This is a genomic window from Pseudomonas sp. W2-17, from assembly GCF_041060445.1.
GTDB lineage: Bacteria > Pseudomonadota > Gammaproteobacteria > Pseudomonadales > Pseudomonadaceae > Aquipseudomonas.
Genome location: NZ_JAUFNS010000011.1, coordinates 169,015 through 192,553, shown reverse-complemented (window position 1 = coordinate 192,553; position 23,539 = coordinate 169,015). Strand labels below are relative to the sequence as shown.

At 55.6% G+C, this 23,539-nt stretch carries 35 protein-coding genes; 33 read left to right on the top strand and 2 right to left on the bottom strand.

Annotated elements, in window-relative coordinates; all coding sequences use genetic code 11:
* Window positions 1-29 precede the first annotated feature (29 nt).
* The 31 genes from fusA to bfr all read left to right on the top strand — a co-directional run bounded on the left by fusA (window position 30) and on the right by bfr (window position 17,925).
* Window positions 30-2,135, top strand: a complete 2,106-nt coding sequence (gene fusA, locus QWI20_RS15990; protein WP_369306285.1) for an elongation factor G — start codon at window positions 30-32, stop codon at window positions 2,133-2,135.
* A 31-nt stretch (window positions 2,136-2,166) separates the two neighbouring features.
* The gene (gene tuf / locus QWI20_RS15985; protein ID WP_133775997.1) at window positions 2,167-3,360 is read left to right on the top strand and encodes an elongation factor Tu; all 1,194 of its coding nucleotides are present in this window, start codon (window positions 2,167-2,169) and stop codon (window positions 3,358-3,360) included.
* Window positions 3,361-3,499: 139 nt separating this feature from the next.
* Window positions 3,500-3,811 (top strand): 30S ribosomal protein S10, encoded by a 312-nt coding sequence (rpsJ, locus tag QWI20_RS15980; RefSeq protein ID WP_003186070.1) that lies wholly within the window; start codon window positions 3,500-3,502, stop codon window positions 3,809-3,811.
* A gap of 81 nt (window positions 3,812-3,892) precedes the next feature.
* Window positions 3,893-4,528, top strand: a complete 636-nt coding sequence (gene rplC, locus QWI20_RS15975; RefSeq protein WP_065988459.1) for a 50S ribosomal protein L3 — start codon at window positions 3,893-3,895, stop codon at window positions 4,526-4,528.
* 12 nt (window positions 4,529-4,540) lie between these two features.
* On the top strand, window positions 4,541-5,143 hold the full coding sequence (gene rplD, locus QWI20_RS15970; RefSeq protein ID WP_037017717.1) for a 50S ribosomal protein L4: 603 nt from the start codon (window positions 4,541-4,543) through the stop codon (window positions 5,141-5,143).
* Window positions 5,140-5,439 carry a 50S ribosomal protein L23 gene (rplW, locus tag QWI20_RS15965; protein WP_065988457.1) on the top strand — a complete coding sequence of 100 codons (300 nt, stop codon included), beginning with the start codon at window positions 5,140-5,142 and terminating at the stop codon, window positions 5,437-5,439. The genes rplD and rplW overlap by 4 nt, the downstream gene beginning before the upstream one ends.
* 14 nt (window positions 5,440-5,453) lie before the next feature.
* Window positions 5,454-6,278, top strand: coding sequence for a 50S ribosomal protein L2 (gene rplB, locus QWI20_RS15960; RefSeq protein ID WP_003210080.1), 825 nt, complete (start codon window positions 5,454-5,456; stop codon window positions 6,276-6,278).
* Window positions 6,279-6,294: 16 nt separating this feature from the next.
* The gene (gene rpsS, locus QWI20_RS15955; protein ID WP_002555486.1) at window positions 6,295-6,570 is read left to right on the top strand and encodes a 30S ribosomal protein S19; all 276 of its coding nucleotides are present in this window, start codon (window positions 6,295-6,297) and stop codon (window positions 6,568-6,570) included.
* Window positions 6,571-6,583: 13 nt separating this feature from the next.
* The gene (rplV, locus tag QWI20_RS15950) at window positions 6,584-6,916 is read left to right on the top strand and encodes a 50S ribosomal protein L22 (RefSeq protein WP_003103908.1); all 333 of its coding nucleotides are present in this window, start codon (window positions 6,584-6,586) and stop codon (window positions 6,914-6,916) included.
* 13 nt (window positions 6,917-6,929) lie between these two features.
* The gene (gene rpsC, locus QWI20_RS15945) at window positions 6,930-7,616 is read left to right on the top strand and encodes a 30S ribosomal protein S3 (RefSeq protein ID WP_003176422.1); all 687 of its coding nucleotides are present in this window, start codon (window positions 6,930-6,932) and stop codon (window positions 7,614-7,616) included.
* Window positions 7,617-7,628: 12 nt separating this feature from the next.
* Window positions 7,629-8,042, top strand: coding sequence for a 50S ribosomal protein L16 (rplP, locus tag QWI20_RS15940; RefSeq protein WP_003186052.1), 414 nt, complete (start codon window positions 7,629-7,631; stop codon window positions 8,040-8,042).
* Window positions 8,042-8,233 (top strand): 50S ribosomal protein L29, encoded by a 192-nt coding sequence (gene rpmC, locus QWI20_RS15935; protein WP_002555481.1) that lies wholly within the window; start codon window positions 8,042-8,044, stop codon window positions 8,231-8,233. Before rplP ends, rpmC begins: the two co-directional genes overlap by 1 nt.
* Before the next feature lie 2 nt (window positions 8,234-8,235).
* A complete protein-coding gene (gene rpsQ, locus QWI20_RS15930) occupies window positions 8,236-8,502 on the top strand; it encodes a 30S ribosomal protein S17 (protein ID WP_003194644.1) in 267 nt (88 codons plus the stop codon).
* A 23-nt stretch (window positions 8,503-8,525) separates the two neighbouring features.
* Entirely contained in the window at window positions 8,526-8,894 is a 369-nt protein-coding gene (rplN, locus tag QWI20_RS15925) for a 50S ribosomal protein L14 (protein WP_002555479.1), read from the top strand.
* A gap of 11 nt (window positions 8,895-8,905) precedes the next feature.
* Window positions 8,906-9,220: a 50S ribosomal protein L24 gene (rplX, locus tag QWI20_RS15920; RefSeq protein WP_002555478.1), complete on the top strand. Its 315-nt coding sequence runs from the start codon at window positions 8,906-8,908 to the stop codon at window positions 9,218-9,220.
* A gap of 20 nt (window positions 9,221-9,240) precedes the next feature.
* The gene (gene rplE / locus QWI20_RS15915; protein ID WP_037017720.1) at window positions 9,241-9,780 is read left to right on the top strand and encodes a 50S ribosomal protein L5; all 540 of its coding nucleotides are present in this window, start codon (window positions 9,241-9,243) and stop codon (window positions 9,778-9,780) included.
* A 13-nt stretch (window positions 9,781-9,793) separates the two neighbouring features.
* Complete coding sequence (gene rpsN / locus QWI20_RS15910; RefSeq protein ID WP_003186042.1) at window positions 9,794-10,099, top strand: 30S ribosomal protein S14; 306 nt, start codon at window positions 9,794-9,796, stop codon at window positions 10,097-10,099.
* Window positions 10,100-10,313: 214 nt separating this feature from the next.
* Window positions 10,314-10,706, top strand: a complete 393-nt coding sequence (gene rpsH, locus QWI20_RS15905; RefSeq protein ID WP_037017722.1) for a 30S ribosomal protein S8 — start codon at window positions 10,314-10,316, stop codon at window positions 10,704-10,706.
* A gap of 12 nt (window positions 10,707-10,718) precedes the next feature.
* The gene (gene rplF, locus QWI20_RS15900) at window positions 10,719-11,252 is read left to right on the top strand and encodes a 50S ribosomal protein L6 (RefSeq protein WP_108121485.1); all 534 of its coding nucleotides are present in this window, start codon (window positions 10,719-10,721) and stop codon (window positions 11,250-11,252) included.
* Window positions 11,253-11,262: 10 nt separating this feature from the next.
* Window positions 11,263-11,613 carry a 50S ribosomal protein L18 gene (rplR, locus tag QWI20_RS15895; RefSeq protein WP_037017727.1) on the top strand — a complete coding sequence of 117 codons (351 nt, stop codon included), beginning with the start codon at window positions 11,263-11,265 and terminating at the stop codon, window positions 11,611-11,613.
* 3 nt (window positions 11,614-11,616) lie between these two features.
* Complete coding sequence (gene rpsE / locus QWI20_RS15890) at window positions 11,617-12,117, top strand: 30S ribosomal protein S5 (RefSeq protein ID WP_037017729.1); 501 nt, start codon at window positions 11,617-11,619, stop codon at window positions 12,115-12,117.
* Window positions 12,118-12,119: 2 nt separating this feature from the next.
* Window positions 12,120-12,296 (top strand): 50S ribosomal protein L30, encoded by a 177-nt coding sequence (rpmD, locus tag QWI20_RS15885; protein ID WP_028621547.1) that lies wholly within the window; start codon window positions 12,120-12,122, stop codon window positions 12,294-12,296.
* Window positions 12,297-12,299: 3 nt separating this feature from the next.
* A complete protein-coding gene (rplO, locus tag QWI20_RS15880; protein ID WP_037017733.1) occupies window positions 12,300-12,731 on the top strand; it encodes a 50S ribosomal protein L15 in 432 nt (143 codons plus the stop codon).
* The gene (gene secY / locus QWI20_RS15875) at window positions 12,732-14,063 is read left to right on the top strand and encodes a preprotein translocase subunit SecY (protein WP_065988454.1); all 1,332 of its coding nucleotides are present in this window, start codon (window positions 12,732-12,734) and stop codon (window positions 14,061-14,063) included.
* A 28-nt stretch (window positions 14,064-14,091) separates the two neighbouring features.
* The gene (rpmJ, locus tag QWI20_RS15870; RefSeq protein WP_002555468.1) at window positions 14,092-14,208 is read left to right on the top strand and encodes a 50S ribosomal protein L36; all 117 of its coding nucleotides are present in this window, start codon (window positions 14,092-14,094) and stop codon (window positions 14,206-14,208) included.
* A 131-nt stretch (window positions 14,209-14,339) separates the two neighbouring features.
* Window positions 14,340-14,696, top strand: coding sequence for a 30S ribosomal protein S13 (gene rpsM, locus QWI20_RS15865; protein ID WP_037017739.1), 357 nt, complete (start codon window positions 14,340-14,342; stop codon window positions 14,694-14,696).
* 30 nt (window positions 14,697-14,726) lie between these two features.
* Window positions 14,727-15,116, top strand: coding sequence for a 30S ribosomal protein S11 (rpsK, locus tag QWI20_RS15860; RefSeq protein WP_002555466.1), 390 nt, complete (start codon window positions 14,727-14,729; stop codon window positions 15,114-15,116).
* An 18-nt stretch (window positions 15,117-15,134) separates the two neighbouring features.
* Window positions 15,135-15,755 (top strand): 30S ribosomal protein S4, encoded by a 621-nt coding sequence (rpsD, locus tag QWI20_RS15855; protein ID WP_037017742.1) that lies wholly within the window; start codon window positions 15,135-15,137, stop codon window positions 15,753-15,755.
* A gap of 22 nt (window positions 15,756-15,777) precedes the next feature.
* The gene (gene rpoA, locus QWI20_RS15850; RefSeq protein WP_007970428.1) at window positions 15,778-16,779 is read left to right on the top strand and encodes a DNA-directed RNA polymerase subunit alpha; all 1,002 of its coding nucleotides are present in this window, start codon (window positions 15,778-15,780) and stop codon (window positions 16,777-16,779) included.
* Between the two features lie 42 nt (window positions 16,780-16,821).
* Window positions 16,822-17,208 carry a 50S ribosomal protein L17 gene (rplQ, locus tag QWI20_RS15845; protein ID WP_074891753.1) on the top strand — a complete coding sequence of 129 codons (387 nt, stop codon included), beginning with the start codon at window positions 16,822-16,824 and terminating at the stop codon, window positions 17,206-17,208.
* A 252-nt stretch (window positions 17,209-17,460) separates the two neighbouring features.
* On the top strand, window positions 17,461-17,925 hold the full coding sequence (bfr, locus tag QWI20_RS15840) for a bacterioferritin (RefSeq protein WP_369306284.1): 465 nt from the start codon (window positions 17,461-17,463) through the stop codon (window positions 17,923-17,925).
* A 73-nt stretch (window positions 17,926-17,998) separates the two neighbouring features.
* Here the strand turns inward: bfr and uvrA are convergent, their stop codons facing one another.
* Window positions 17,999-20,833 carry an excinuclease ABC subunit UvrA gene (gene uvrA, locus QWI20_RS15835; protein ID WP_369306283.1) on the bottom strand — a complete coding sequence of 945 codons (2,835 nt, stop codon included), beginning with the start codon at window positions 20,831-20,833 and terminating at the stop codon, window positions 17,999-18,001.
* Window positions 20,834-21,022: 189 nt separating this feature from the next.
* Between uvrA and QWI20_RS15830 the strand changes: the two genes are divergently transcribed.
* Entirely contained in the window at window positions 21,023-22,417 is a 1,395-nt protein-coding gene (locus tag QWI20_RS15830; RefSeq protein ID WP_369306282.1) for an MFS transporter, read from the top strand.
* Between the two features lie 9 nt (window positions 22,418-22,426).
* A complete protein-coding gene (locus tag QWI20_RS15825; RefSeq protein ID WP_037017756.1) occupies window positions 22,427-22,966 on the top strand; it encodes a single-stranded DNA-binding protein in 540 nt (179 codons plus the stop codon).
* Window positions 22,967-23,057: 91 nt separating this feature from the next.
* On the opposite strand, the gene QWI20_RS15820 is transcribed toward QWI20_RS15825, so the two are convergent.
* The gene (locus tag QWI20_RS15820; protein WP_369306281.1) at window positions 23,058-23,537 is read right to left on the bottom strand and encodes a DUF1348 family protein; all 480 of its coding nucleotides are present in this window, start codon (window positions 23,535-23,537) and stop codon (window positions 23,058-23,060) included.
* Window positions 23,538-23,539: the final 2 nt, after the last annotated feature.

Genomic DNA, 23,539 nt, shown 5'->3' with positions numbered 1-23,539 from the left:
TTCAGCGTCACTAATTTTGCGAGGGCTTTATGGCTCGTACTACACCGATCAACCGTTACCGTAACATTGGTATCGTTGCTCACGTGGATGCTGGTAAAACCACCACCACCGAGCGCGTCCTTTTTTACACCGGTAAAAGCCACAAGATGGGCGAGGTGCATGACGGCGCCGCGACCACCGACTGGATGGTTCAGGAGCAGGAGCGTGGTATTACCATTACTTCTGCTGCTATTACTGCCTTTTGGCAGGGTTCCGAGAAGCAGCACAAAGACCAATACCGCTTCAATGTCATTGACACCCCGGGCCACGTAGACTTCACCATTGAAGTTGAGCGTTCCCTGCGTGTACTCGACGGCGCGGTCGTTGTGTTCTGTGGTACTTCCGGGGTAGAGCCTCAGTCCGAAACCGTATGGCGTCAAGCCAACAAATACGGTGTTCCACGTATTGTTTACGTGAACAAAATGGACCGTGCCGGCGCAAACTTTCTGCGCGTAATTGCTCAGATCAAGCAGCGTCTGGGTCACACTCCGGTGCCGATCCAATTGGCAATCGGTGCTGAGGACAACTTCCAGGGTCAGATCGATCTGATGTCCATGGAAGCGGTCTACTGGAACGATGCCGATAAGGGTATGGTCCCAGTTCGCAAGCCTATTCCTGCTGAATTGCTGGAATTGGCTAACGAATGGCGCAGCAACATGGTAGAGGCTGCGGCCGAAGCCAATGAAGACCTGATGAACAAGTACCTCGAGGGTGAAGAGCTCACCAACGAGGAAATCAAGGCTGCTCTGCGTCAGCGTACTATCGCTGGTGAGATCGTTCTTGCTGTTTGCGGTTCTTCCTTCAAGAACAAGGGTGTTCCCCTCGTTCTCGACGCCGTTATCGACTATCTGCCAGCTCCAGTCGACATTCCTGCTATCAAGGGCACCAACCCTGATAACGAAGAAGAAGAGATGGAGCGTCACGCAGACGACAACGAGCCGTTCTCGGCTCTGGCGTTCAAGATCGCTACCGACCCATTCGTGGGTACCTTGACGTTCGTCCGTGTGTACTCGGGCGTGTTGGCATCCGGCGACGGCGTGATCAACTCGGTCAAGGGCAAAAAAGAGCGCGTGGGTCGTATGGTGCAAATGCACGCAAACGCTCGCGAAGAGATCAAGGAAGTACGCGCTGGTGACATCGCGGCCTTGATCGGCATGAAGGACGTCACCACTGGTGAAACCTTGTGCAACGCTGACAAGCCAATCATCCTGGTTCGGATGGACTTCCCGGAGCCGGTTATTTCGGTTGCCGTAGAGCCTAAAACCAAGGATGACCAGGAAAAAATGGGTATCGCACTGGGCAAACTTGCTCAGGAAGACCCGTCTTTCCGCGTCAAAACTGATGAAGAGACTGGTCAGACGATCATCTCTGGCATGGGCGAGCTGCACTTGGACATCCTGGTTGACCGGATGCGCCGTGAGTTCAACGTCGAAGCCAACATCGGTAAGCCTCAGGTTTCGTATCGTGAGCGCATCACGAAGAACTGTGAAATCGAAGGCAAGTTCGTTCGCCAGTCCGGCGGTCGTGGTCAGTTCGGCCACTGCTGGATCCGTTTTGCACCTGCTGACGAAGGTCAGGAAGGTCTGCAATTCGTGAACGAAGTAGTGGGTGGTGTGGTTCCTAAGGAATACATCCCGGCTATCCAGAAGGGCATCGAAGAGCAGATGAAGAACGGCGTTGTTGCCGGCTATCCGCTGATCGGCCTCAAGGCTACCGTGTTTGATGGTTCTTACCACGACGTCGACTCGAACGAGATGGCGTTTAAGGTGGCTGCTTCCATGGCGACCAAGCAACTGGCCCAGAAGGGCGGTGGTGAGTTGCTTGAGCCGATCATGGCTGTAGAGGTTGTTACGCCTGAAGACTATATGGGTGACGTGATGGGCGACCTTAACCGTCGTCGCGGCATGATCCTGGGTATGGAAGACACGGTCTCCGGCAAGGTAATTCGTGCCGAGGTTCCGCTGGGTGAGATGTTCGGTTACGCGACCGACGTTCGCTCCATGTCCCAAGGTCGCGCAAGCTACTCTATGGAATTCAAAAAATACAATACAGCTCCGTCGCACATCGTCGAAACTGTAACCAAAAAACAAGGCTGATTCAGCGCCTTTAGGCTAGGAGTTATTTGTCGTGGCTAAAGAAAAATTTGATCGTTCCCTTCCGCACGTCAACGTTGGCACCATCGGTCACGTTGACCATGGTAAAACCACGCTGACCGCTGCTCTGACTCGCGTCTGCTCCGAAGTTTTCGGCTCGGCTCGTGTTGACTTCGACAAGATCGACAGCGCACCAGAAGAGAAGGCTCGCGGTATCACCATCAACACTGCTCACGTTGAGTACAACTCGGCCGTGCGTCACTACGCACACGTTGACTGCCCAGGTCACGCCGACTACGTGAAGAACATGATCACTGGTGCTGCCCAAATGGACGGCGCTATCTTGGTTTGTTCGGCTGCTGATGGTCCGATGCCACAAACTCGTGAGCACATCCTGCTGTCCCGTCAGGTAGGCGTTCCGTACATCGTGGTCTTCCTGAACAAGGCTGACCTGGTAGACGACGCTGAGCTGCTGGAACTGGTTGAGATGGAAGTGCGCGATCTGCTGAGCACTTACGACTTCCCAGGCGACGACACTCCAATCATCATCGGCTCTGCCCGTATGGCGTTGGAAGGCAAAGACGACAACGAGATGGGCACCACTGCCGTCAAGAAGTTGGTTGAAACTCTGGACAGCTACATTCCTCAGCCAGAGCGTGCTGTCGACAAGCCGTTCCTGATGCCAATCGAAGACGTATTCTCGATCTCCGGTCGCGGTACTGTTGTGACTGGTCGTGTTGAGCGCGGTATCGTAAAGGTTCAAGATCCACTGGAAATCGTTGGTCTGCGTGACACTACCGTCACCACCTGCACCGGTGTTGAAATGTTCCGTAAGCTGCTCGACGAAGGTCGTGCTGGCGAGAACTGCGGCGTTCTGTTGCGCGGCACCAAGCGTGACGACGTTGAGCGTGGCCAGGTTCTGGTCAAGCCAGGCACCGTCAAGCCGCACACTCAGTTCGAAGCTGAAATCTACGTGCTGAGCAAAGAAGAAGGCGGCCGTCACACTCCGTTCTTCAAAGGCTACCGTCCACAGTTCTACTTCCGTACTACCGACGTAACTGGTAGCTGCGAACTGCCGGAAGGCGTTGAGATGGTTATGCCAGGCGATAACGTGAAAGTTTCCGTTACCCTGATCAAGCCAATCGCAATGGAAGACGGTCTGCGTTTCGCTATTCGTGAAGGCGGTCGTACCGTCGGCGCTGGCGTCGTGGCCAAAATCATCGCGTAAGCGATGATCTTCAAAAAGAGCCCCCGCTTGCGGGGGCTTTTTTATTGGGTTGACACCCTGTTAGCTCGTCTATAGAATTGCGCCTCCTTTAAACGGGCGTATTGCGCTCGGTGGGAAGTAGCCTGGAGTCTGAAATCCAATGCAAAATCAGCAAATCCGTATCAGGTTGAAGGCTTTTGACCATCGCCTGATCGACCAATCCACCCAGGAAATCGTGGAAACCGCGAAACGTACTGGTGCTCAAGTGCGTGGTCCGATTCCACTCCCTACCCGTAAAGAGCGGTTCACCGTTCTGGTTTCTCCGCACGTCAACAAAGACGCGCGCGACCAGTACGAGATCCGCACTCATAAGCGTGTTCTGGACATCGTCCAGCCAACGGATAAAACCGTTGATGCGCTGATGAAGCTTGATCTTGCGGCAGGTGTGGAAGTACAGATCAGCCTCGGCTAAGACTCGGGTCTTAGTCGTGTAACGCTCTGAAATGGGCGGCCATAGCGGGTGAAAGCCCCGTACACTCATGAGGTTTACAACATGACTATTGGTGTAGTCGGTCGTAAATGCGGTATGACCCGTATTTTCACCGAAGAAGGTGTCTCCATTCCGGTTACGGTCATTGAGATCGAGCCGAATCGCGTCACCCAGTTCAAAACCGAAGAAGTCGATGGCTATCGTGCAGTGCAAGTCACTGTCGGCGTTCGTCGTGCTTCCCGCGTGACTGCTGCTCAAGCAGGTCACTTCGCTAAAGCGAACGTTGCCGCAGGTCGTACCGTCTTGGAATTCCGTCTTGAAGAAGGCGAATACAAGGCTGGCGATCTGATCAATGCAGAAATCTTTGCTGCTGGCCAGATGGTAGATGTTACCGGTCAGTCCAAGGGTAAAGGCTTCCAAGGTACTATCAAGCGCCACAATTTCCGTGGTCAAGATAATACTCACGGTAACTCCGTGTCCCACCGCGTCCCGGGCTCTATCGGCCAGTGCCAGACTCCTGGTCGTGTATTCAAGGGCAAAAAAATGTCCGGTCATATGGGCGCTGAGCGCGTGACCGTGCAGTCCCTGGAAGTAGTGCGCGTGGACGCTGAACGCAATCTGTTGTTGGTCAAGGGTGCTGTTCCTGGCGCTACTGGCGGCAATGTGGTTGTACGTCCAGCAGCCAAGGCTCGCGGTTAAGGGGAAGCTGACATGCAATTAAATGTAAATGACGCTCAAGCGATCGAAGTTTCCGAACTGACATTTGGCGGCGAATTCAACGAGACGCTGGTTCACCAGGCAGTCGTGGCCTACATGGCTGGCGGTCGTCAGGGTAGCAAGCAGCAAAAGACCCGTTCTGACGTATCCGGTGGCGGTAAGCGCCCTTGGCGTCAAAAGGGTACTGGCCGTGCTCGTGCCGGTACTATCCGTAGCCCGATCTGGCGCGGCGGCGGTACCACTTTCGCAGCACGTCCTCAAGATCACTCTCAGAAGCTCAACAAGAAGATGTATCGCGCTGCACTGCGCTCCATCCTTGCTGAACTGGTTCGTACTGATCGTCTGGTCGTGGTTCAGGATTTCGCTGTTGAATCGCCGAAAACCAAAGATCTGCTGGGCAAACTGAATGACATGAGCCTGACCGACGTTTTGATCGTGTCGGACGCTGTTGATCAGAACCTGTACCTGGCTGCTCGTAACCTGCCGCACGTTGATGTGCGTGATGTTCAAGGTTCCGATCCAGTTAGTCTGATCGCATACGACAAAGTGTTGATCACTGTGTCGGCCGTGAAGAAATTCGAGGAGCTGCTGGGATGAACCAGGAACGCGTATTTAAAGTTCTGCTTGGCCCGCACGTTTCCGAGAAGGCTACGGTTCTGGCAGACAAAAAAGGTCAGTTCGTTTTCAAGGTTGCTACTGATGCAACCAAGCTGGAAATCAAGAAGGCCGTCGAAAGCCTGTTCAGCGTGAAAGTAGAGCGTGTCACTACCCTGAATGTTATGGGTAAGACCAAGCGCACTGCTCGCGGTCTGGGCAAGCGTAATGACTGGAAGAAGGCGGTTATCTCCCTTCAGCCAGGCCAAGATCTCGATTTCAGCAGCAGTGCTGAGTAAGGAAGGGGTGCATCATGGCAATCGTTAAATGCAAACCGACTTCCCCTGGCCGCCGTTTTGTGGTCAAGGTGGTCAACCAGGAGCTGCATAAAGGCGCTCCTCACGCACCGCTGCTCGAGAAAAAATCGAAGACTGGTGGTCGTAACAACAATGGCCGCATCACTACTCGTCACATCGGTGGTGGTCATAAGCAGCATTATCGTCTGGTCGATTTCCGTCGCAACGACAAAGATGGCATCGCTGCCACCGTCGAGCGCATTGAATACGATCCAAACCGTACTGCTCACATCGCACTGCTGCTGTACGCAGACGGCGAGCGTCGTTACATCATCGCGCCTAAAGGTGTGAGTGCTGGCGACCAGCTGATCGCGGGCGCTTTGGCTCCAATCAAGCCAGGCAACGCTCTGCAGCTGCGCAACATCCCAGTGGGTTCTACCGTTCACGGCATCGAACTGAAGCCGGGTAAAGGTGCTCAGATCGCTCGTTCTGCTGGTGCGTCTGCACAGCTGATCGCTCGTGAAGGTGTCTACGTGACTCTGCGTCTTCGCTCCGGTGAGATGCGTAAAGTTCTGGCTGAATGCCGTGCGACTCTGGGTGAGGTCTCGAACTCCGAGCACAGCCTGCGTTCGCTGGGTAAAGCTGGTGCCAAACGCTGGCGTGGCGTTCGCCCAACCGTTCGTGGTGTTGCCATGAACCCGGTTGACCACCCACATGGTGGTGGTGAAGGTCGTACCTCTGGTGGTCGTCATCCGGTATCGCCGTGGGGCTTCCCGACTAAGGGCGCGAAGACTCGTGGTAATAAGCGTACCGACAAAATGATCGTCCGTCGTCGCAAGTAAATAGAGGGATACGACAGTGCCACGTTCTCTGAAAAAAGGTCCTTTTATTGATCTTCACCTACTGAAGAAGATCGAAGTGGCGGCGGAAAAGAACGATCGCAAACCAGTTAAGACCTGGTCGCGCCGTTCTATGATCCTGCCACAAATGGTCGGTTTGACCATTGCTGTGCATAACGGTCGTCAGCATGTTCCTGTTCTCGTGAACGAAGACATGGTCGGCCACAAACTAGGCGAGTTTGCCGGTACCCGCACTTATCGTGGGCACGTGGCAGACAAGAAAGCCAAGCGTTAAGGGGTAAGGAACGATGGAAGTAGCCGCTAAGTTGTCGGGCGCTCGAATCTCCGCCCAGAAAGCCCGCTTGGTCGCCGACCAGATCCGCGGGAAGAAGGTGGGCGAAGCGCTCAACCTGTTGGCTTTCAGCAGTAAGAAAGCCGCCGAGATCATGAAGAAAGTGCTGGAGTCGGCCGTAGCCAACGCCGAGCATAACGAAGGCGCAGACGTTGATGACCTTAAGGTCTCCACCGTCTTCGTCAACGAAGGGCGTTCGCTGAAGCGCATCATGCCACGTGCCAAAGGCCGTGCTGATCGCATCGTCAAGCGGTCTTGCCATATCACTGTCAAGGTTGCTGACAAGTAACGGAGTCGAAGAGATGGGTCAGAAAGTACATCCCATTGGCATTCGCCTGGGAATCGTCAAGGAGCACACCTCCGTCTGGTACGCAGACGGTCGGACTTATGCGGACTATTTGTTCGCTGATCTGAAGGTGCGAGAGTATCTCCAAGACAAACTAAAAAGCGCGTCCGTAAGCCGTATCGATATCCATCGTCCGGCGCAGACTGCACGCATCACCATCCACACCGCTCGTCCAGGTATCGTTATCGGGAAGAAAGGTGAGGATGTTGAGAAGCTGCGTCAGGACCTGACCAAGCAAATGGGTGTGCCTGTGCACATCAATATCGAAGAGATCCGTAAGCCGGAGCTCGACGGTATGCTGGTTGCGCAGAGCGTAGCTCAGCAGCTGGAGCGTCGCGTAATGTTCCGTCGCGCTATGAAGCGCGCAGTGCAAAACGCCATGCGCATTGGTGCCAAAGGCATCAAAATCCAAGTGAGCGGTCGTCTCGGCGGTGCTGAAATTGCACGTACTGAATGGTATCGCGAAGGTCGTGTGCCATTGCACACCCTGCGTGCCGACATCGACTATGCCAACTACGAAGCTCACACCACTTACGGTGTGATCGGTGTAAAGGTTTGGATCTTCAAAGGCGAAGTAATTGGTGGTCGCCAAGAAGAGCTGAAACCGCAAGCACCAGCGCCTCGTAAAAAAGCTGCTAAGTAAGGGGTACGCCAAATGTTGCAACCTAAGCGTACGAAGTTCCGCAAGCAGATGACCGGCCACAACCGTGGTCTGGCATTGCGCGGTAGCAAAGTCAGCTTCGGCGAGTTCGCGCTGAAGTCTGTTGCTCGTGGTCGTCTCACCGCTCGTCAGATCGAGTCAGCGCGTCGTGCACTGACCCGTCACGTTAAACGTGGCGGCAAGATCTGGATCCGTGTATTCCCGGACAAGCCTGTCACCAAAAAGCCACTCGAAGTTCGGATGGGTAAAGGTAAGGGTAACGTGGAGTACTGGGTTGCCCAGATTCAGCCAGGCAAAGTCCTGTATGAAATCGAGGGTGTTTCCGAAGAGTTGGCGCGTGAGGCTTTCGCCCTGGCTGCTGCAAAGCTGCCGCTCGCCACCTCCTTTGTTAAGCGGACGGTGATGTGATGAAAGCGAATGAACTTCGTGAAAAATCAGCACAGCAACTGAACGAGCAACTGCTCGGCTTGCTGCGCGACCAGTTCAATCTGCGCATGCAGAAAGCAACTGGCCAGTTGGGGCAGTCTCACCTGCTCTCGCAAGTTAAGCGTGACATCGCTCGCGTGAAGACTGTGCTCAACCAGCAGGCAGGTAAGTAATCATGGCTGAAGCCGAAAAAACCGTCCGTACGCTGACTGGCCGTGTCGTCAGCGACAAGATGGACAAGACCATCACCGTACTGATCGAGCGTCGCGTCAAGCACCCAATCTACGGTAAATACGTTAAGCGTTCGACTAAGCTGCACGCGCACGACGAAACCAATCAGTGCCACATCGGCGACAAGGTCACTATTCGTGAAACTCGTCCGATGGCCAAGACTAAGTCCTGGGCACTGGTTGATGTTCTCGAACGCGCTGTGGAAGTCTAAGGGCTAGGGGTCGGAGAAATTATATGATTCAGACTCAATCCATGCTCGATGTGGCCGATAACAGCGGCGCACGCCGCGTTATGTGCATCAAGGTGCTTGGTGGCTCTCATCGTCGTTACGCTGGTATCGGTGACATCATCAAAGTTACCGTCAAGGAAGCAATTCCGCGCGGTAAGGTGAAAAAAGGCCAAGTGATGACTGCAGTAGTAGTCCGCACTCGCCACGGTGTTCGTCGCGCAGACGGCTCCATCATCCGCTTTGATGGCAACGCTGCTGTTCTTTTGAACAACAAGCAAGAGCCGATCGGCACCCGTATCTTTGGGCCAGTGACCCGTGAGCTTCGTACTGAGAAGTTCATGAAGATCGTCTCGCTCGCCCCAGAAGTGCTGTAAGGAGATCCGACATGCAAAAGATTCGTCGTGACGACGAGATCATCGTGATCGCCGGCAAAGACAAAGGTAAGCGCGGTAAGGTGCTCAAGGTTCTCGCTGACGACCGTTTGGTCGTTGGTGGGATCAACCTGGTGAAGCGTCATACCAAGCCAAACCCGATGTCGGGCGTACAGGGCGGTATCGTCGAGAAAGAAGCGCCATTGCACGCTTCTAACGTCGCCATTTTCAACGGCGCAACCAACAAGGCTGACCGCGTTGGTTTCAAAGTTGAAGACGGCAAGAAAATTCGTGTCTTCAAGTCGACCCAAAAAGCGGTTGATGCTTGAACACTGCTAGGTAGAAGACCATGGCACGACTAAAAGAGATTTACTGGAAAGAAATCGCACCGAAGCTTAAAGAAGAACTTAAGCTTTCGAACGTGATGGAAGTTCCACGCGTTACCAAGATCACTCTGAACATGGGTCTGGGCGAAGCGATCGGCGACAAAAAAGTCATCGAGCACGCTGTTGCAGATCTGGAAAAAATCACCGGCCAGAAAGTCGTCGTGACCTACGCTCGCAAATCTATCGCTGGCTTTAAAGTCCGTGAAGGTTGGCCGATCGGCGTCAAAGTGACTCTGCGCCGTGAGCGTATGTATGAATTCCTGGATCGTCTGCTGTCGATCTCCCTGCCTCGGGTCCGCGACTTTCGCGGCCTGAATGCCAAGTCCTTCGATGGTCGTGGTAACTACAGCATGGGCGTTAAAGAGCAGATCATTTTCCCGGAAATCGACTACGACAAGATCGATGCCCTGCGCGGTCTGGACATTACCCTGACCACCACTGCTCGTACGGACGAAGAAGGTCGCGCATTGCTGCGTGCTTTCAAGTTCCCGTTCCGCAACTGATTGGAGTAGGACCATGGCCAAGAAGAGCATGAAAAACCGTGAGCTGAAGCGTCAGCTCACCGTTGCCAAGTACGCTACCAAGCGTGCAGCGCTGAAAGCGATCATCGTGGATCTGAACGCAAGTCCAGAAGCACGTTGGGAAGCTACGGTCGCACTGCAGAAGCAGCCACGTGATGCAAGTGCCTCGCGCATGCGTAACCGTTGCCGTCTGACAGGTCGTCCGCACGGCGTGTACCGCAAGTTCGGCCTCGGCCGTAACATGCTGCGTCAAGCAGCAATGCGTGGCGACGTACCAGGTCTGGTTAAAGCCAGCTGGTAAGCAGTTATTCACGCAGTACGCCCATTGTGTTCACGTCGAACCGATGGGCGTAGAGCCTGAATTTGAATCAAGCCCCTTTTGGGGCTTGATTCATTTCTGGGGTGCGCCTAGAATTGCCGGCTCGCCAGAGCCCGTGCTCGCACGTGCCCGGAATTTTAAGGCGACAGGTTGTAGCCGCAAGGCTCATTTTTTTTGTATCAGGAGCGTCTAGCCCATGAGTATGCAGGACCCGTTAGCGGACATGCTAACTCGTATCCGTAATGCCCAGATGGCTGAAAAGCCCGTCGTAAGCATGCCATCCTCCACGTTGAAGGTGGCTGTAGCCAAAGTCCTGAAGGACGAAGGTTACATTGCGGGTTATCAGATCAGCAGCGAAACAAAGCCGTTGCTATCCATCGAGCTGAAGTACTTCGAAGGCCGTCCGGTCATCGAGGAAGTGAAGCGCGTTAGCCGTCCAGGCCTGCGTCAGTACAAGTCCGTCGATGAGTTGCCAAAAGTTCGTGGCGGCCTCGGTGTGTCTATCGTCTCCACCAACAAAGGTGTGATGACGGATCGTGCTGCGCGCGCTGCCGGTGTCGGCGGCGAAGTGCTTTGCACTGTGTTCTAAGGGGGGATAAGCATGTCACGCGTAGCTAAGAACCCCGTTAAGTTGCCAGCAGGCGTCGAAGTCAAGCTCGTCGGCCAGCAGCTTTCGGTGAAGGGTGCCAAGGGCACTCTAGACCTGAACATTCATTCGTCCGTTGAAATTGTTGAAGAGTCCGGTGAGCTGCGTTTTGCTGCTCGCAATGGCGATCAACAAACTCGCGCAATGGCCGGTACCACTCGTGCGTTGGTAAACAACATGGTCCAAGGCGTAAGCCAAGGCTTCGAGCGCAAGCTCCAGCTGGTCGGTGTTGGTTACAAAGCGCAAGCAAAAGGCACGGTGCTGAACCTGGCCCTTGGCTTCTCGCACCCAGTGGACTACGAATTGCCGGAAGGCATCACCGCTGAGACTCCCAACCAAACCGATATCGTTATTCGCGGTATCGACAAGCAGTTGGTTGGTCAAGTGGCCGCTGAGATCCGCGACTTCCGCCGTCCAGAGCCGTACAAAGGCAAAGGCGTGCGTTACGCGGACGAAGTCGTCCGTCGTAAAGAAGCCAAGAAGAAGTAGGGCATAGCAAATGACCGTCAAAAAAGTTACCCGACTGCGTCGCGCTCGCAAAGCACGCCTGAAAATGCACGAACTCGAAGTCGTGCGTCTCTGCGTGTACCGCTCTTCGCAGCACATTTATGCCCAGGTCATCTCGGCCGACGGCAGCAAAGTCCTGGCAAACGCCTCGACTTTGGACAAAGAACTGCGTGATGGCGCCACTGGCAACATCGACGCGGCCACTAAAGTTGGCCAGCTGATCGCTGAGCGTGCGAAAGCCGCCGGTGTATCGCAAGTGGCTTTTGATCGTTCTGGCTTCAAGTACCACGGTCGCGTTAAGGCGCTGGCTGATGCTGCTCGTGAAGGCGGGCTGGAGTTCTAAGTTATGTCAAATAACGACCAAAAACGCGACGAAGGCTACATCGAGAAGCTGGTACAAGTTAATCGCGTAGCAAAAACCGTTAAAGGCGGCCGTATCTTCACTTTCACCGCGCTGACCGTGGTTGGTGATGGTAAAGGGCGCGTTGGCTTCGGCCGTGGCAAGTCACGTGAAGTGCCTGCTGCGATCCAGAAGGCAATGGAAGCTGCTCGCCGCAACATGATCCAGGTTGATCTGAACGGCACCACGCTGCAGTACGCTATCAAGTCCGCTCATGGGGCTTCGAAGGTCTACATGCAGCCTGCGTCGGAAGGTACTGGCATCATCGCTGGCGGTGCAATGCGCGCCGTTCTCGAGGTTGCTGGCGTCCACAACGTTCTGGCCAAGTGCTACGGTTCGACTAACCCGGTCAACGTTGTTCACGCAACGTTCAAGGGTTTGAAGACCATGCAGTCCCCTGAGTCCATCGCTGCTAAACGCGGCCTGAACGTCCAGGAGATCTTCTGATCATGGCTACCGTTAAAGTAACGCTGATCAAAAGCATGACCGGCCGCATCCCTAACCACAAATTGTGCGTTAAGGGTTTGGGTCTGCGTCGCATCGGTCACACTGTAGAAGTCGTTGATACCCCGGAAAACCGTGGGATGATCAACAAGGCTTACTACATGCTGCGAGTCGAGGGTTAATCGATGAAACTCAATGATCTGAGTCCAGCGCCGGGTTCCCGTCGCGAAAAGCATCGTCCGGGCCGTGGTATCGGTAGTGGTTTGGGTAAGACCGGTGGCCGTGGCCACAAAGGTCAGACCTCCCGCTCCGGTGGCACCATTGCTCCGGGCTTCGAAGGCGGCCAACAGCCGTTGCATCGTCGTCTGCCCAAGTTCGGCTTCGTCTCTTTGAAAGCTATGGATCGTGCTGAAGTTCGCACCTCCGAGCTGGCTAAAGTAGAAGGCGTCGTCACTGTGCAGTCCCTGAAGGATGCCAACGTGATCAACCAAAACGTACAGCGTGTGAAAATCATGCTGTCCGGTGAGGTTACTCGCGCAGTCACCCTCAAAGGTATCGCAGCCACCAAAGGTGCGCGCGCGGCTATCGAAGCAGCTGGCGGCAAGTTCGAGGAATAAATGGCTAAGCAAGGTGCTCTCTCAGCGCTAGGCAAAAGCGGCGGGTTGTCCGAACTCTGGGCTCGTCTGCGTTTCCTGTTCCTGGCGATTATCGTCTATCGGATCGGTGCGCATATCCCAGTTCCGGGTATCAACCCTGACCGTCTGGCGGACCTGTTTCGACAGAATGAGGGGACCATTCTTAGCTTGTTCAACATGTTTTCAGGTGGTGCGCTGGAGCGCATGAGCATCTTTGCACTGGGGATCATGCCGTACATTTCGGCATCGATCATCATGCAGCTCATGACCGCGGTCAGCCCGCAGCTGGAGCAGTTGAAGAAGGAAGGTGAGGCTGGTCGTCGTAAGATCAGCCAGTACACCCGCTATGGCACCGTCGTCCTGGCCCTGGTTCAAGCTATTGGCATGTCCATTGGTTTGGCCGGTCAGGGCGTTGCGTTCTCAGCAGATATCGGCTTCCACTTCGTTGCAGTCACCACCTTTGTTGCTGGTGCGCTGTTCATGATGTGGCTGGGCGAGCAGATCACTGAGCGAGGTGTTGGCAACGGTATCTCGATGTTGATTTTTTCGGGTATCGTCGCCGGTCTTCCGAGAGCGATCGGGCAGTCTTTCGAGTCTGCACGTCAAGGTGATATCAATATCTTCGCCTTGGTCGCCATCGGTTTGCTGGCAGTAGCGATCATCGGTTTCGTGGTGTTCATCGAGCGTGGTCAGCGTCGTATTGCTGTTCACTACGCCAAACGTCAGCAGGGCCGCAAGGTCTTCGCTGCGCAGACGAGCCACTTGCCGTTGAAAGTGAACATGGCGGGCGTTATTCCTGCCATCTTCGCTAGCAGCATCTTGCTGTTTCCGGCTTCGCTGGGTGCCTGGTTCGGTCAGTCTGAAGGTATGGGCTGGTTGCAGGACATCTCGCAGTCGATCGCACCTGGTCAGCCGTTGAATATTCTGCTGTTTAGTGCAGGGATTATTTTCTTCTGCTTCTTCTATACGGCGTTGATGTTCAATCCGAAAGACGTAGCGGAAAACCTGAAGAAGTCCGGTGCCTTTATTCCGGGCATTCGTCCTGGTGAGCAGTCTGCGCGCTATATTGATGGCGTTCTGACTCGTCTGACCATGTTCGGTGCTCTCTATATGATGGCCGTGTGCTTGCTTCCACAGTTTCTGGTGGTCGCTGCAAACGTGCCGTTTTACCTTGGCGGGACCTCGTTGCTGATCGTGGTCGTGGTTGTGATGGACTTCATGTCCCAAGTGCAATCGCACCTCGTTTCGCACCAGTATGAATCCCTGATGAAGAAAGCCAACCTGAAGGGCTACGGCAGCGGTATGCTGCGCTGAAGCACCCATAAGGTTCGAGGAGTTGGTGATGAAAGTTCGTGCATCGGTGAAAAAGCTGTGCCGCAACTGCAAGATTATTCGCCGCGAAGGTGTTGTTCGAGTAATTTGCAGCGCGGAACCACGTCACAAGCAGCGCCAAGGCTAAATGTGATCTGTGCTAAAAGCCCAGCAGCTAGTGCGCTGCTGGGTTGATTATTTGTTATTACAGCGATATTATCTCGCGCCCTATTTCTTGGCTTCCGGGGCGTAGGTAGCTGTCAATTGGAGTCCCACTGAATGGCCCGTATTGCAGGCGTTAACATTCCAGATAACAAGCATACTGTTATCTCGCTGACCTACATCTATGGTGTTGGTCGCACAACTGCACACAAAATCTGTGCTACTACCGGGGTTAACCCGGCGGTAAAGATCAAAGATCTGAGCGACGAGCAGATTGAACAGCTGCGTGGCGAAGTCGCGAAGTTCACCACTGAAGGTGATCTGCGTCGCGAAATCAACATGAAAATCAAGCGCTTGATGGACCTCGGTTGCTATCGCGGTCTGCGTCATCGTCGTGGTCTTCCAGTGCGCGGTCAGCGTACCAAGACTAACGCGCGTACCCGTAAAGGTCCGCGTAAGCCGATCCGCAAGTAATCGCCCCAGCGAATCGACAGGAATTAAATCATGGCAAAACCTGCTGCTCGTCCTCGTAAAAAAGTTAAAAAGACAGTGGTTGATGGCATCGCCCACATCCATGCATCTTTTAACAACACAATCGTGACCATCACCGACCGTCAAGGTAACGCTCTGTCCTGGGCAACCTCCGGTGGTTCGGGTTTCCGCGGTTCTCGCAAGTCCACGCCGTTTGCTGCTCAAGTAGCTGCTGAACGTGCTGGTCAAGCTGCGCTGGAATACGGCCTGAAAAACCTCGACGTCAACGTCAAAGGTCCAGGTCCAGGTCGTGAATCTGCTGTCCGTGCTTTGAACGGCTGCGGCTACAAGATCGCCAGCATCACCGACGTGACGCCAATCCCGCACAACGGGTGCCGTCCGCCGAAGAAGCGCCGCGTGTAATCCAGGAGATTGTAAAGAATGGCTCGTTACATTGGTCCAAAATGCAAACTCGCTCGTCGCGAAGGCACCGATCTCTTTCTGAAGAGCGGCGTGCGCGCGATCGAATCGAAGTGCAACATCGAAGCAGCACCTGGTATCCACGGCCAACGCCGCGGTCGCCAGTCCGACTACGGCACCCAACTGCGTGAAAAGCAGAAAGTCCGTCGTATTTATGGCGTTCTCGAGCGTCAGTTCAGCGGTTACTACAAAGAAGCTGCCGGCAAGAAAGGCGCAACTGGTGAGAACCTGCTGCAACTGCTCGAATGCCGTCTGGACAACGTTGTATACCGCATGGGCTTTGGTTCGACTCGTGCCGAATCGCGTCAGCTGGTATCGCACAAGTCGGTAAGCGTAAACGGCAAAACCGTTAACGTTCCGTCCTACCAGGTCCGTGCTGGTGACGTAGTGGCAATTCGCGAAAAAGCGAAGAACCAACTGCGTATTGTCCAGGCTCTCGATCTGTGTGCCCAACGTGGCCGCGTAGAATGGGTAGAAGTAGACACTGAGAAAAAGTCTGGCGTCTTCAAAAGCGTCCCAGCTCGCAGTGATCTGTCCGCCGACATCAACGAAAGCCTGATTGTCGAGCTCTACTCCAAGTAAGGGCTAGAAAATAGGTGCATCCATGCAGATTTCGGTAAATGAGTTCCTGACACCCCGCCACATTGATGTGCAGGTTGTCAGTCCGACCCGCGCCAAAATCACTCTCGAGCCTCTCGAGCGTGGTTTCGGCCATACCCTGGGCAACGCGCTGCGCCGCATCCTGTTGTCCTCCATGCCCGGCTGTGCAGTAGTCGAGGCCGAGATTGACGGTGTACTCCATGAGTACAGCGCAATCGAAGGTGTTCAGGAAGATGTCATTGAAATCCTGTTGAACCTGAAAGGTCTGGCTATCAAGCTGCACGGTCGAGACGAAGTTACGCTGACCTTGTCGAAGAAGGGTTCGGGGGTGGTTACCGCTGCCGATATTCAGCTGGATCATGATGTCGAGATCGTTAACCCCGATCACGTAATCGCTAACCTGGCGTCTAACGGCGCACTGAACATGAAGCTCGTTGTAGCTCGTGGTCGCGGTTATGAACCAGCAGACTCGCGTCAGAGCGATGAAGACGAAAGCCGCAGCATTGGTCGCTTGCAGCTTGACTCTTCGTTCAGCCCGGTTCGTCGCATCGCATACGTGGTGGAAAACGCCCGTGTCGAGCAACGTACCAACCTGGACAAGCTGGTTATCGATCTGGAAACCAACGGTACTCTGGATCCTGAAGAGGCTATCCGTCGTGCAGCAACCATTCTGCAACAGCAGCTGGCTGCGTTCGTCGACCTCAAAGGTGACAGCGAACCCGTTGTAGTCGAACAGGAAGACGAGATCGATCCGATCCTGCTTCGTCCGGTTGACGATTTGGAACTGACCGTACGTTCGGCCAACTGCCTTAAGGCGGAGAACATTTACTACATCGGCGACCTGATTCAGCGCACCGAAGTAGAACTGTTGAAGACTCCGAACCTGGGCAAGAAATCCTTGACCGAGATCAAGGACGTTCTGGCTTCTCGTGGTCTCTCCCTCGGCATGCGCCTCGACAACTGGCCGCCTGCAAGTCTTAAGAAGGACGACAAGGCGACTGCCTGATCGTCGTAATCACCGAACGTAGTGTTTGGTAAGGAATGAACCATGCGTCATCGTAAAAGTGGACGTCACCTGAGCCGTACCAGCTCTCACCGTAAGGCCATGTTCCAAAACATGGCGGTGTCGCTGTTCGAGCACGAGCTGATCAAAACTACCCTGCCGAAAGCCAAAGAACTGCGTCGCGTTGCTGAGCCGCTGATCACCTTGGCCAAGATTGACAGCGTTGCTAACCGTCGTTTGGCATTTGACCGTACCCGTTCGAAAGAAATGGTCGGCAAACTGTTTAACGATCTGGGCAAGCGTTATGCAACTCGTGAGGGTGGCTACCTGCGCATCCTCAAGTGCGGCTTTCGCGCTGGCGACAACGCGCCTATGGCGTACGTCGAACTGGTTGATCGTCCTGTCGGTGGCTCTGTAGAAGCCGCTGAATAAGACATCAGTCAATACAAAGAACCGGGCCTAGTGCCCGGTTTTTTGTTGTCTGCACCAAAGCCTCCCGAAGGGCTGGAGTCAGCTCAATTCGGGGTGATTCTAAGTGATAAACGGAACCCTCCTCATTTACCTGTCTTTTCGATACCAAATGTCCGAATTTCGCCGGATTTCTATGTTTATTTGCTATGTCGTAGGGTGACCAACCAGTCTGCTTGGTTCAAACTAACGCCTTTCACGAGGAGATGGACGGCGATGCAAGGCCAACCGGATGTAATTGATTACCTCAACACGCTGTTGACTGGCGAACTGGCTGCGCGCGACCAGTATTTCGTCCACTCGCGGATGTACGAAGATTGGGGTTTCAGCAAGCTGTACGAACGAATCAATCACGAGATGGAAGAAGAGGCTCAACACGCTGATGCGTTGATGCGCCGGATTCTGATGCTCGAAGGCACTCCGCGTATGCGTCCTGACGATCTGGATGTGGGGACTACGGTACCGGAGATGCTCGCCAGCGATCTTCGCCTGGAGTACAAGGTGCGAGCCGCACTGTGCAAAGGTATTGCGCTCTGTGAGCAGCACAGAGACTACGTCAGCCGCGACATCCTCCGCATTCAGCTCGCTGACACCGAAGAAGACCATACCTATTGGCTTGAGAAGCAATTAGGCCTGATCAAGTCCATCGGACTCGAAAATTATCTTCAGTCGCAGTTCTGATTACTCAGACCACCGCTACAAAAAAAGCCCTTGTTGCATATTGCGACAAGGGCTTTTTGTTAAGGCCATGCAATCAAGCGCGATCGCGCTCCAGAAGCGGCTTTAGATAGTGGCCAGTGTAGGACTGTTTCATGTCCGCCACCTGCTCTGGCGTACCGGTCGCGATAATCTGTCCGCCTTTCGAACCGCCCTCAGGGCCCAGGTCAACCAGCCAATCGGCGGTCTTGATCACATCCAGGTTGTGCTCGATCACAACGACCGTGTTGCCGTGGTCGCGAAGTCGATGCAAAACGTCCAGCAATTGCTGAATATCCGCGAAGTGCAGGCCGGTGGTGGGCTCGTCGAGGATGTACAGGGTTTTGCCGGTGTCACGCTTGGACAGCTCGCGCGACAGCTTCACCCGCTGTGCTTCACCACCAGAAAGCGTGGTCGCTGACTGGCCCAGTTTGATATAGGACAGACCCACATCCATCAGCGTCTGCAACTTCCGAGCAAGGGCCGGCACGGCGTCAAAAAACGTCCTCGCCTCCTCGATCGTCATTTCCAGGACCTCGTGGACGTTTTTGCCCTTGTACTTCACCTCAAGCGTCTCACGGTTGTACCGCTTGCTCTTGCACACATCGCATGGGACGTAGATGTCAGGCAGAAAATGCATCTCGACCTTGATCAGGCCATCGCCCTGGCACGCCTCGCAGCGACCACCCTTGACGTTGAAAGAGAATCGGCCAGGGCCGTAGCCACGAGACCTTGACTCAGGCACGCCGGCGAACAGCTCACGGATTGGCGTGAACAGCCCGGTATAGGTCGCAGGATTTGACCGTGGGGTACGCCCGATTGGGCTCTGGTCAATATCGACGACTTTATCCAGATGCTGCAGGCCGTCAATACTGTCGTGTGCCGAAGCCTCAAGCGTTGTTGCGCCATTGAGCGCGGTGGCGCTGAGCGGGAACAGCGTGTTGTTGATCAGCGTCGACTTGCCCGAGCCCGACACGCCCGTTACGCAGGTCAGCAAGCCGATTGGAATTTCCAGATCGACGTTGCGCAGGTTATTGCCACGCGCGCCTTTGAGTTTGAGCGAGAGCTTTTTATTGCGAGGCGTCCGCTTGGCAGGCACGGCGATCTTCACCCGGCCCGACAGGTATTTACCGGTCAGCGAGTCCGGATGATCCATTACTTCCTGTGGTGTGCCCTCCGCGACAATCCTGCCGCCATGCACGCCTGCGCCCGGCCCGATGTCGACCACGTAGTCGGCCAGTCGGATGGCGTCCTCGTCGTGCTCCACCACAATCACCGTGTTGCCGATGTCTCGCAGGTGCCGCAACGTGTCCAGCAGCCGATCGTTATCGCGCTGATGCAAGCCGATTGAAGGCTCATCAAGGATGTACATCACGCCGACCAGGCCGGCACCGATCTGGCTGGCGAGACGAATCCGCTGCGCCTCACCGCCGGAGAGCGTATCGGCGCTGCGGTCCAGTGTCAGGTAGTCCAGCCCGACGTTGACGAGAAACTGCAGGCGCTCGCGAATTTCCTTGAGAATCTTGTCAGCGATTTCGCCACGTCGGCCCGTGAGCTTCAACTCACCAAAATAATGGGTAGCATCGCCGATCGGCATGTTGGTGACGGCGGGAAGTGTCTTCTCGCCAACCCAAACGTGACGGGCCTCTCGGCGCAACCGCGTGCCACGACATTCGGGGCAGGGCTGGGTACTCAGAAACTTTGCCAGTTCTTCCCGAACCGTGGTCGATTCGGTTTCCCGGTACCGGCGCTCAAGATTCGGGACAATGCCTTCGAACGGGTGCGCACGTTTGACGATGTCGCCGCGGTCGTTCAGGTAACGGAAATCAACGCTGTCCTTACCGCTGCCGCCGAGCAGGACCTTCTGCAAATCGGCAGGCAGTTCCTTGAACGGCACCTCCAGACTGAAGGCGTAATGCTTCGCCAACGAGCCGAGCATCTGGAAGTAATAGACGTTTCGCCTGTCCCAGCCACGAATCGCGCCTTCTGCCAGCGTGAGCTCGCCATTGACCAGGCGCTTGGTGTCGAAAAACTGCTTCACGCCCAGCCCGTCGCAGGTCGGGCACGCGCCGGCGGGGTTGTTGAATGAGAACAGCTTTGGCTCCAGTTCGCTGATCGCGTGGCCACAGATTGGACAGGCAAAACGCGCGGAGAAGATGATCTCTTCACCCGGCTCGTCGTCCATCGGCGCGACCAAGGCAATGCCGTCAGCCAGCTTCAGCGCGGTCTCGAAGGATTCAGCCAAGCGCTGTTGCAAGTCCGAGCGCACCTTGAACCGGTCAACCACGACATCGATCGAGTGCTTCTTCTGTTTATCGAGCTTGGGAAGTTCGTCCAGCTCGCACAGCCGACCGTTCACCCGAGCACGGACGAAACCCTGAGCGCGAAGCTCTTCGAAGACGGCCAGATGCTCGCCTTTGCGCTCCCGTACCACGGGGGCAAGCAGCATCAGTTTGGCGCCTTCCGGCTGGGCCAGGACCAGGTCGACCATCTGGCTGACGGTTTGCGCCTCAAGAGGAATGTCGTGATCCGGGCAGCGCGGCTGACCCACACGCGCATACAGCAGACGCAGGTAGTCGTAGATCTCGGTGATGGTGCCCACGGTCGAGCGCGGGTTGTGAGAGGTGGACTTCTGCTCGATGGAAATGGCCGGCGACAGGCCTTCGATCGTGTCGACGTCCGGCTTCTCCATCATCGACAGAAACTGACGCGCGTAGGCGGACAGCGATTCGACGTAGCGGCGCTGGCCCTCGGCGTAGAGCGTATCGAACGCCAGGGACGATTTTCCTGAGCCGGACAATCCGGTGATGACGATCAGCTTGTCGCGTGGAAGGGTCAGGTCGATGTTCTTCAGGTTGTGGGTTCGAGCCCCACGAATCAAGATCTTGTCCAAAGCTGGCCTCGCACGGCGGGCGTGTAAAACGTGGAAGTATACGGGGAAATACTGGATGGATACACACTGTTGAGGGTCGCGCCGCCTCACTGGGGAAAAAGAAAATTCCTGCGATGCGCGGCAAACCGTCGTATGTGCTCTAAACGATGGGACTGGTAGAATCGCCGCCGGTTCATACGAGGTTCCTTCATGCACGATTCTCACAGCGAGCGCATGAGCGGCAGCGAAACCCGCGCTGCGGGCGGTCTGGCGCTGGTGTTCGCCTTCCGTATGCTTGGCATGTTCATGGTGCTGCCCGTCCTCGCCACTTACGGGATGGACCTTGCGGGCGCCAGCCCGGCACTCATCGGTCTGGCGATCGGCGCTTACGGCCTGACACAAGCGGTGCTGCAGATTCCGTTTGGCATTATTTCTGATCGCATCGGTCGTCGTCCCGTCATTTATCTGGGACTGATCGTGTTTGCGCTCGGCAGCGTGCTGGCCGCTCAGTCGAGCTCGATCTGGGGCGTGATCGCCGGTCGGGTTCTGCAAGGCGCGGGCGCTATCTCCGCCGCGGTCATGGCGTTGCTGTCCGATCTGACCCGCGAGCAGCATCGCACCAAAGCCATGGCGATGATCGGCATGACCATTGGTGTGTCCTTCGCCGTTGCGATGGTGGTCGGCCCCATTCTGGCCAGTGCTTTTGGATTGTCCGGCCTGTTTCTGGCGACCGGCGCGATGGCGCTGGTGGGCGTGGCAATCGTCGCCTTCGTCGTGCCCAAGTCCACGGTAACCCTGCAGCACCGGGAGTCCGGTCTGGCGCGACAGGCATTGGGCGCGACGCTTCGTCATCCTGACCTGTTGCGTCTGGACTTGGGTATCTTCGCGTTGCACGCCATGCTGATGTCCAGTTTCGTCGCGTTGCCGCTGGCGCTCGTCGAGAAAGCCGGCCTGCCCAAAGAGCAGCACTGGTGGGTGTACCTGACCGCGCTGTTGATTTCTTTCTTCGCGATGATCCCCTTCATCATCTACGGCGAGAAGAAGCGTCAGATGAAGCGCGTGTTACTCGGCGCCGTACTGGTGCTGATGCTCACTGAGCTATTCTTCTGGGAGTTCGGCGACGCGCTGCGATCACTGGTCATCGGTACCGTGGTCTTTTTCACCGCATTCAATTTGCTCGAAGCGTCGCTGCCGTCGCTGATCAGCAAAGTGTCTCCGGCGGGCGGGAAGGGCACGGCGATGGGGATTTATTCCACCAGTCAGTTCCTGGGTTCGGCAGCGGGGGGCATCCTCGGTGGATGGCTTTTCCAGCATGGCGGACTGGATGTGGTGTTCCTGGGAGGCGCCGGGCTGGCCGCCCTCTGGCTGGCGTTTGCTGTTACCATGCGCGAACCTCCCTACGTAACCAGCCTTCGCTTGCCGTTGTCGCCCGAGGCTCAACGCGACACAGGCCTTGCCGATCGCGTGTTGGCCGTACGTGGAGTAACAGATGCAGTAGTGGTGGCCGACGAGGCTGCCATCTATATCAAATTTGACAAAGAACTGTTGGATCGGGCGTCTTTCGACGAAGTGGTCAATCCAGCGTCGGAAACGTGTGAAGCCTAGGAGAACGTTATGGCCCGTGGGGTAAACAAAGTCATATTGGTCGGCACATGCGGCCAGGATCCCGAAGTCCGCTACATGCCTAACGGTAATGCCGTGACCAATCTGAGTCTGGCAACAAGCGAACAGTGGACCGACAAGCAAACCGGTCAGAAGGTCGAGAAGACCGAATGGCACCGCGTTTCGATGTTCGGCAAAGTCGCCGAAATCGCCGGCGAGTACCTGCGTAAGGGGTCGCAGGTCTATATCGAAGGCAAGCTGCAGACCCGCGAGTGGGAAAAAGACGGCATTAAGCGTTACACGACTGAAATCGTCGTCGACATGCAAGGCACCATGCAGTTGCTCGGTGGCCGTCCTCAGGGCGACGGTGCTCCTCAGGGCCAGGGTGGTGGCGGTTATCAGAACTCCCAGAACTCCGCGCCGCGTCCGCAGCAGCAGGCCCGCCCGCAGCAGTCCGCTCCTCAGCCACAGCGCGAGTCGCGTCCTGCGCCGCAACAAGCGCCGCAGCCGGCACCTGATTTCGACAGCTTCGATGACGACATCCCGTTTTAAGCAGCGCGTTACCCAAACGCAATAACGCTGCAAACAAAAGCCCTCGCACAGCTCAGCTGTCGGGGGCTTTGTTTTGGGTCTCGTTCGAGGATTACAAACCCAGATCCGACAACCCGGGATGATCATCAGGACGCCGGCCCAGCGGCCAGTGAAACTTGCGATCCGCTTCTTTGATCGGCATGTCATTGATGCAAGCGAAGCGCCACGCCATCAAGCCATCTTCATTGAATTCCCAATTCTCGTTGCCGTACGAGCGGAACCAATTCCCTGAATCGTCGTGCCACTCGTAGGCGTAACGCACCGCGATGCGGTTGTCGGTAAACGCCCAGAGTTCTTTGATCAGGCGATAGTCGAGCTCCTTGTTCCACTTGCGTATCAGGAAATGTTTCGCCTCTTCACGGTTCTCGGCGAAGTCGGCGCGGTTGCGCCACTTGGTGTCGAGTGTGTAGGCCAGCGAAACCTTTTCGGCGTCACGGCTGTTCCAGCCATCTTCAGCCAGGCGAACCTTCTTGATGGCGGATTCGCGGGTGAAAGGGGGAAGTGGCGGGCGAGTGCGGGCATCGGACGACATGG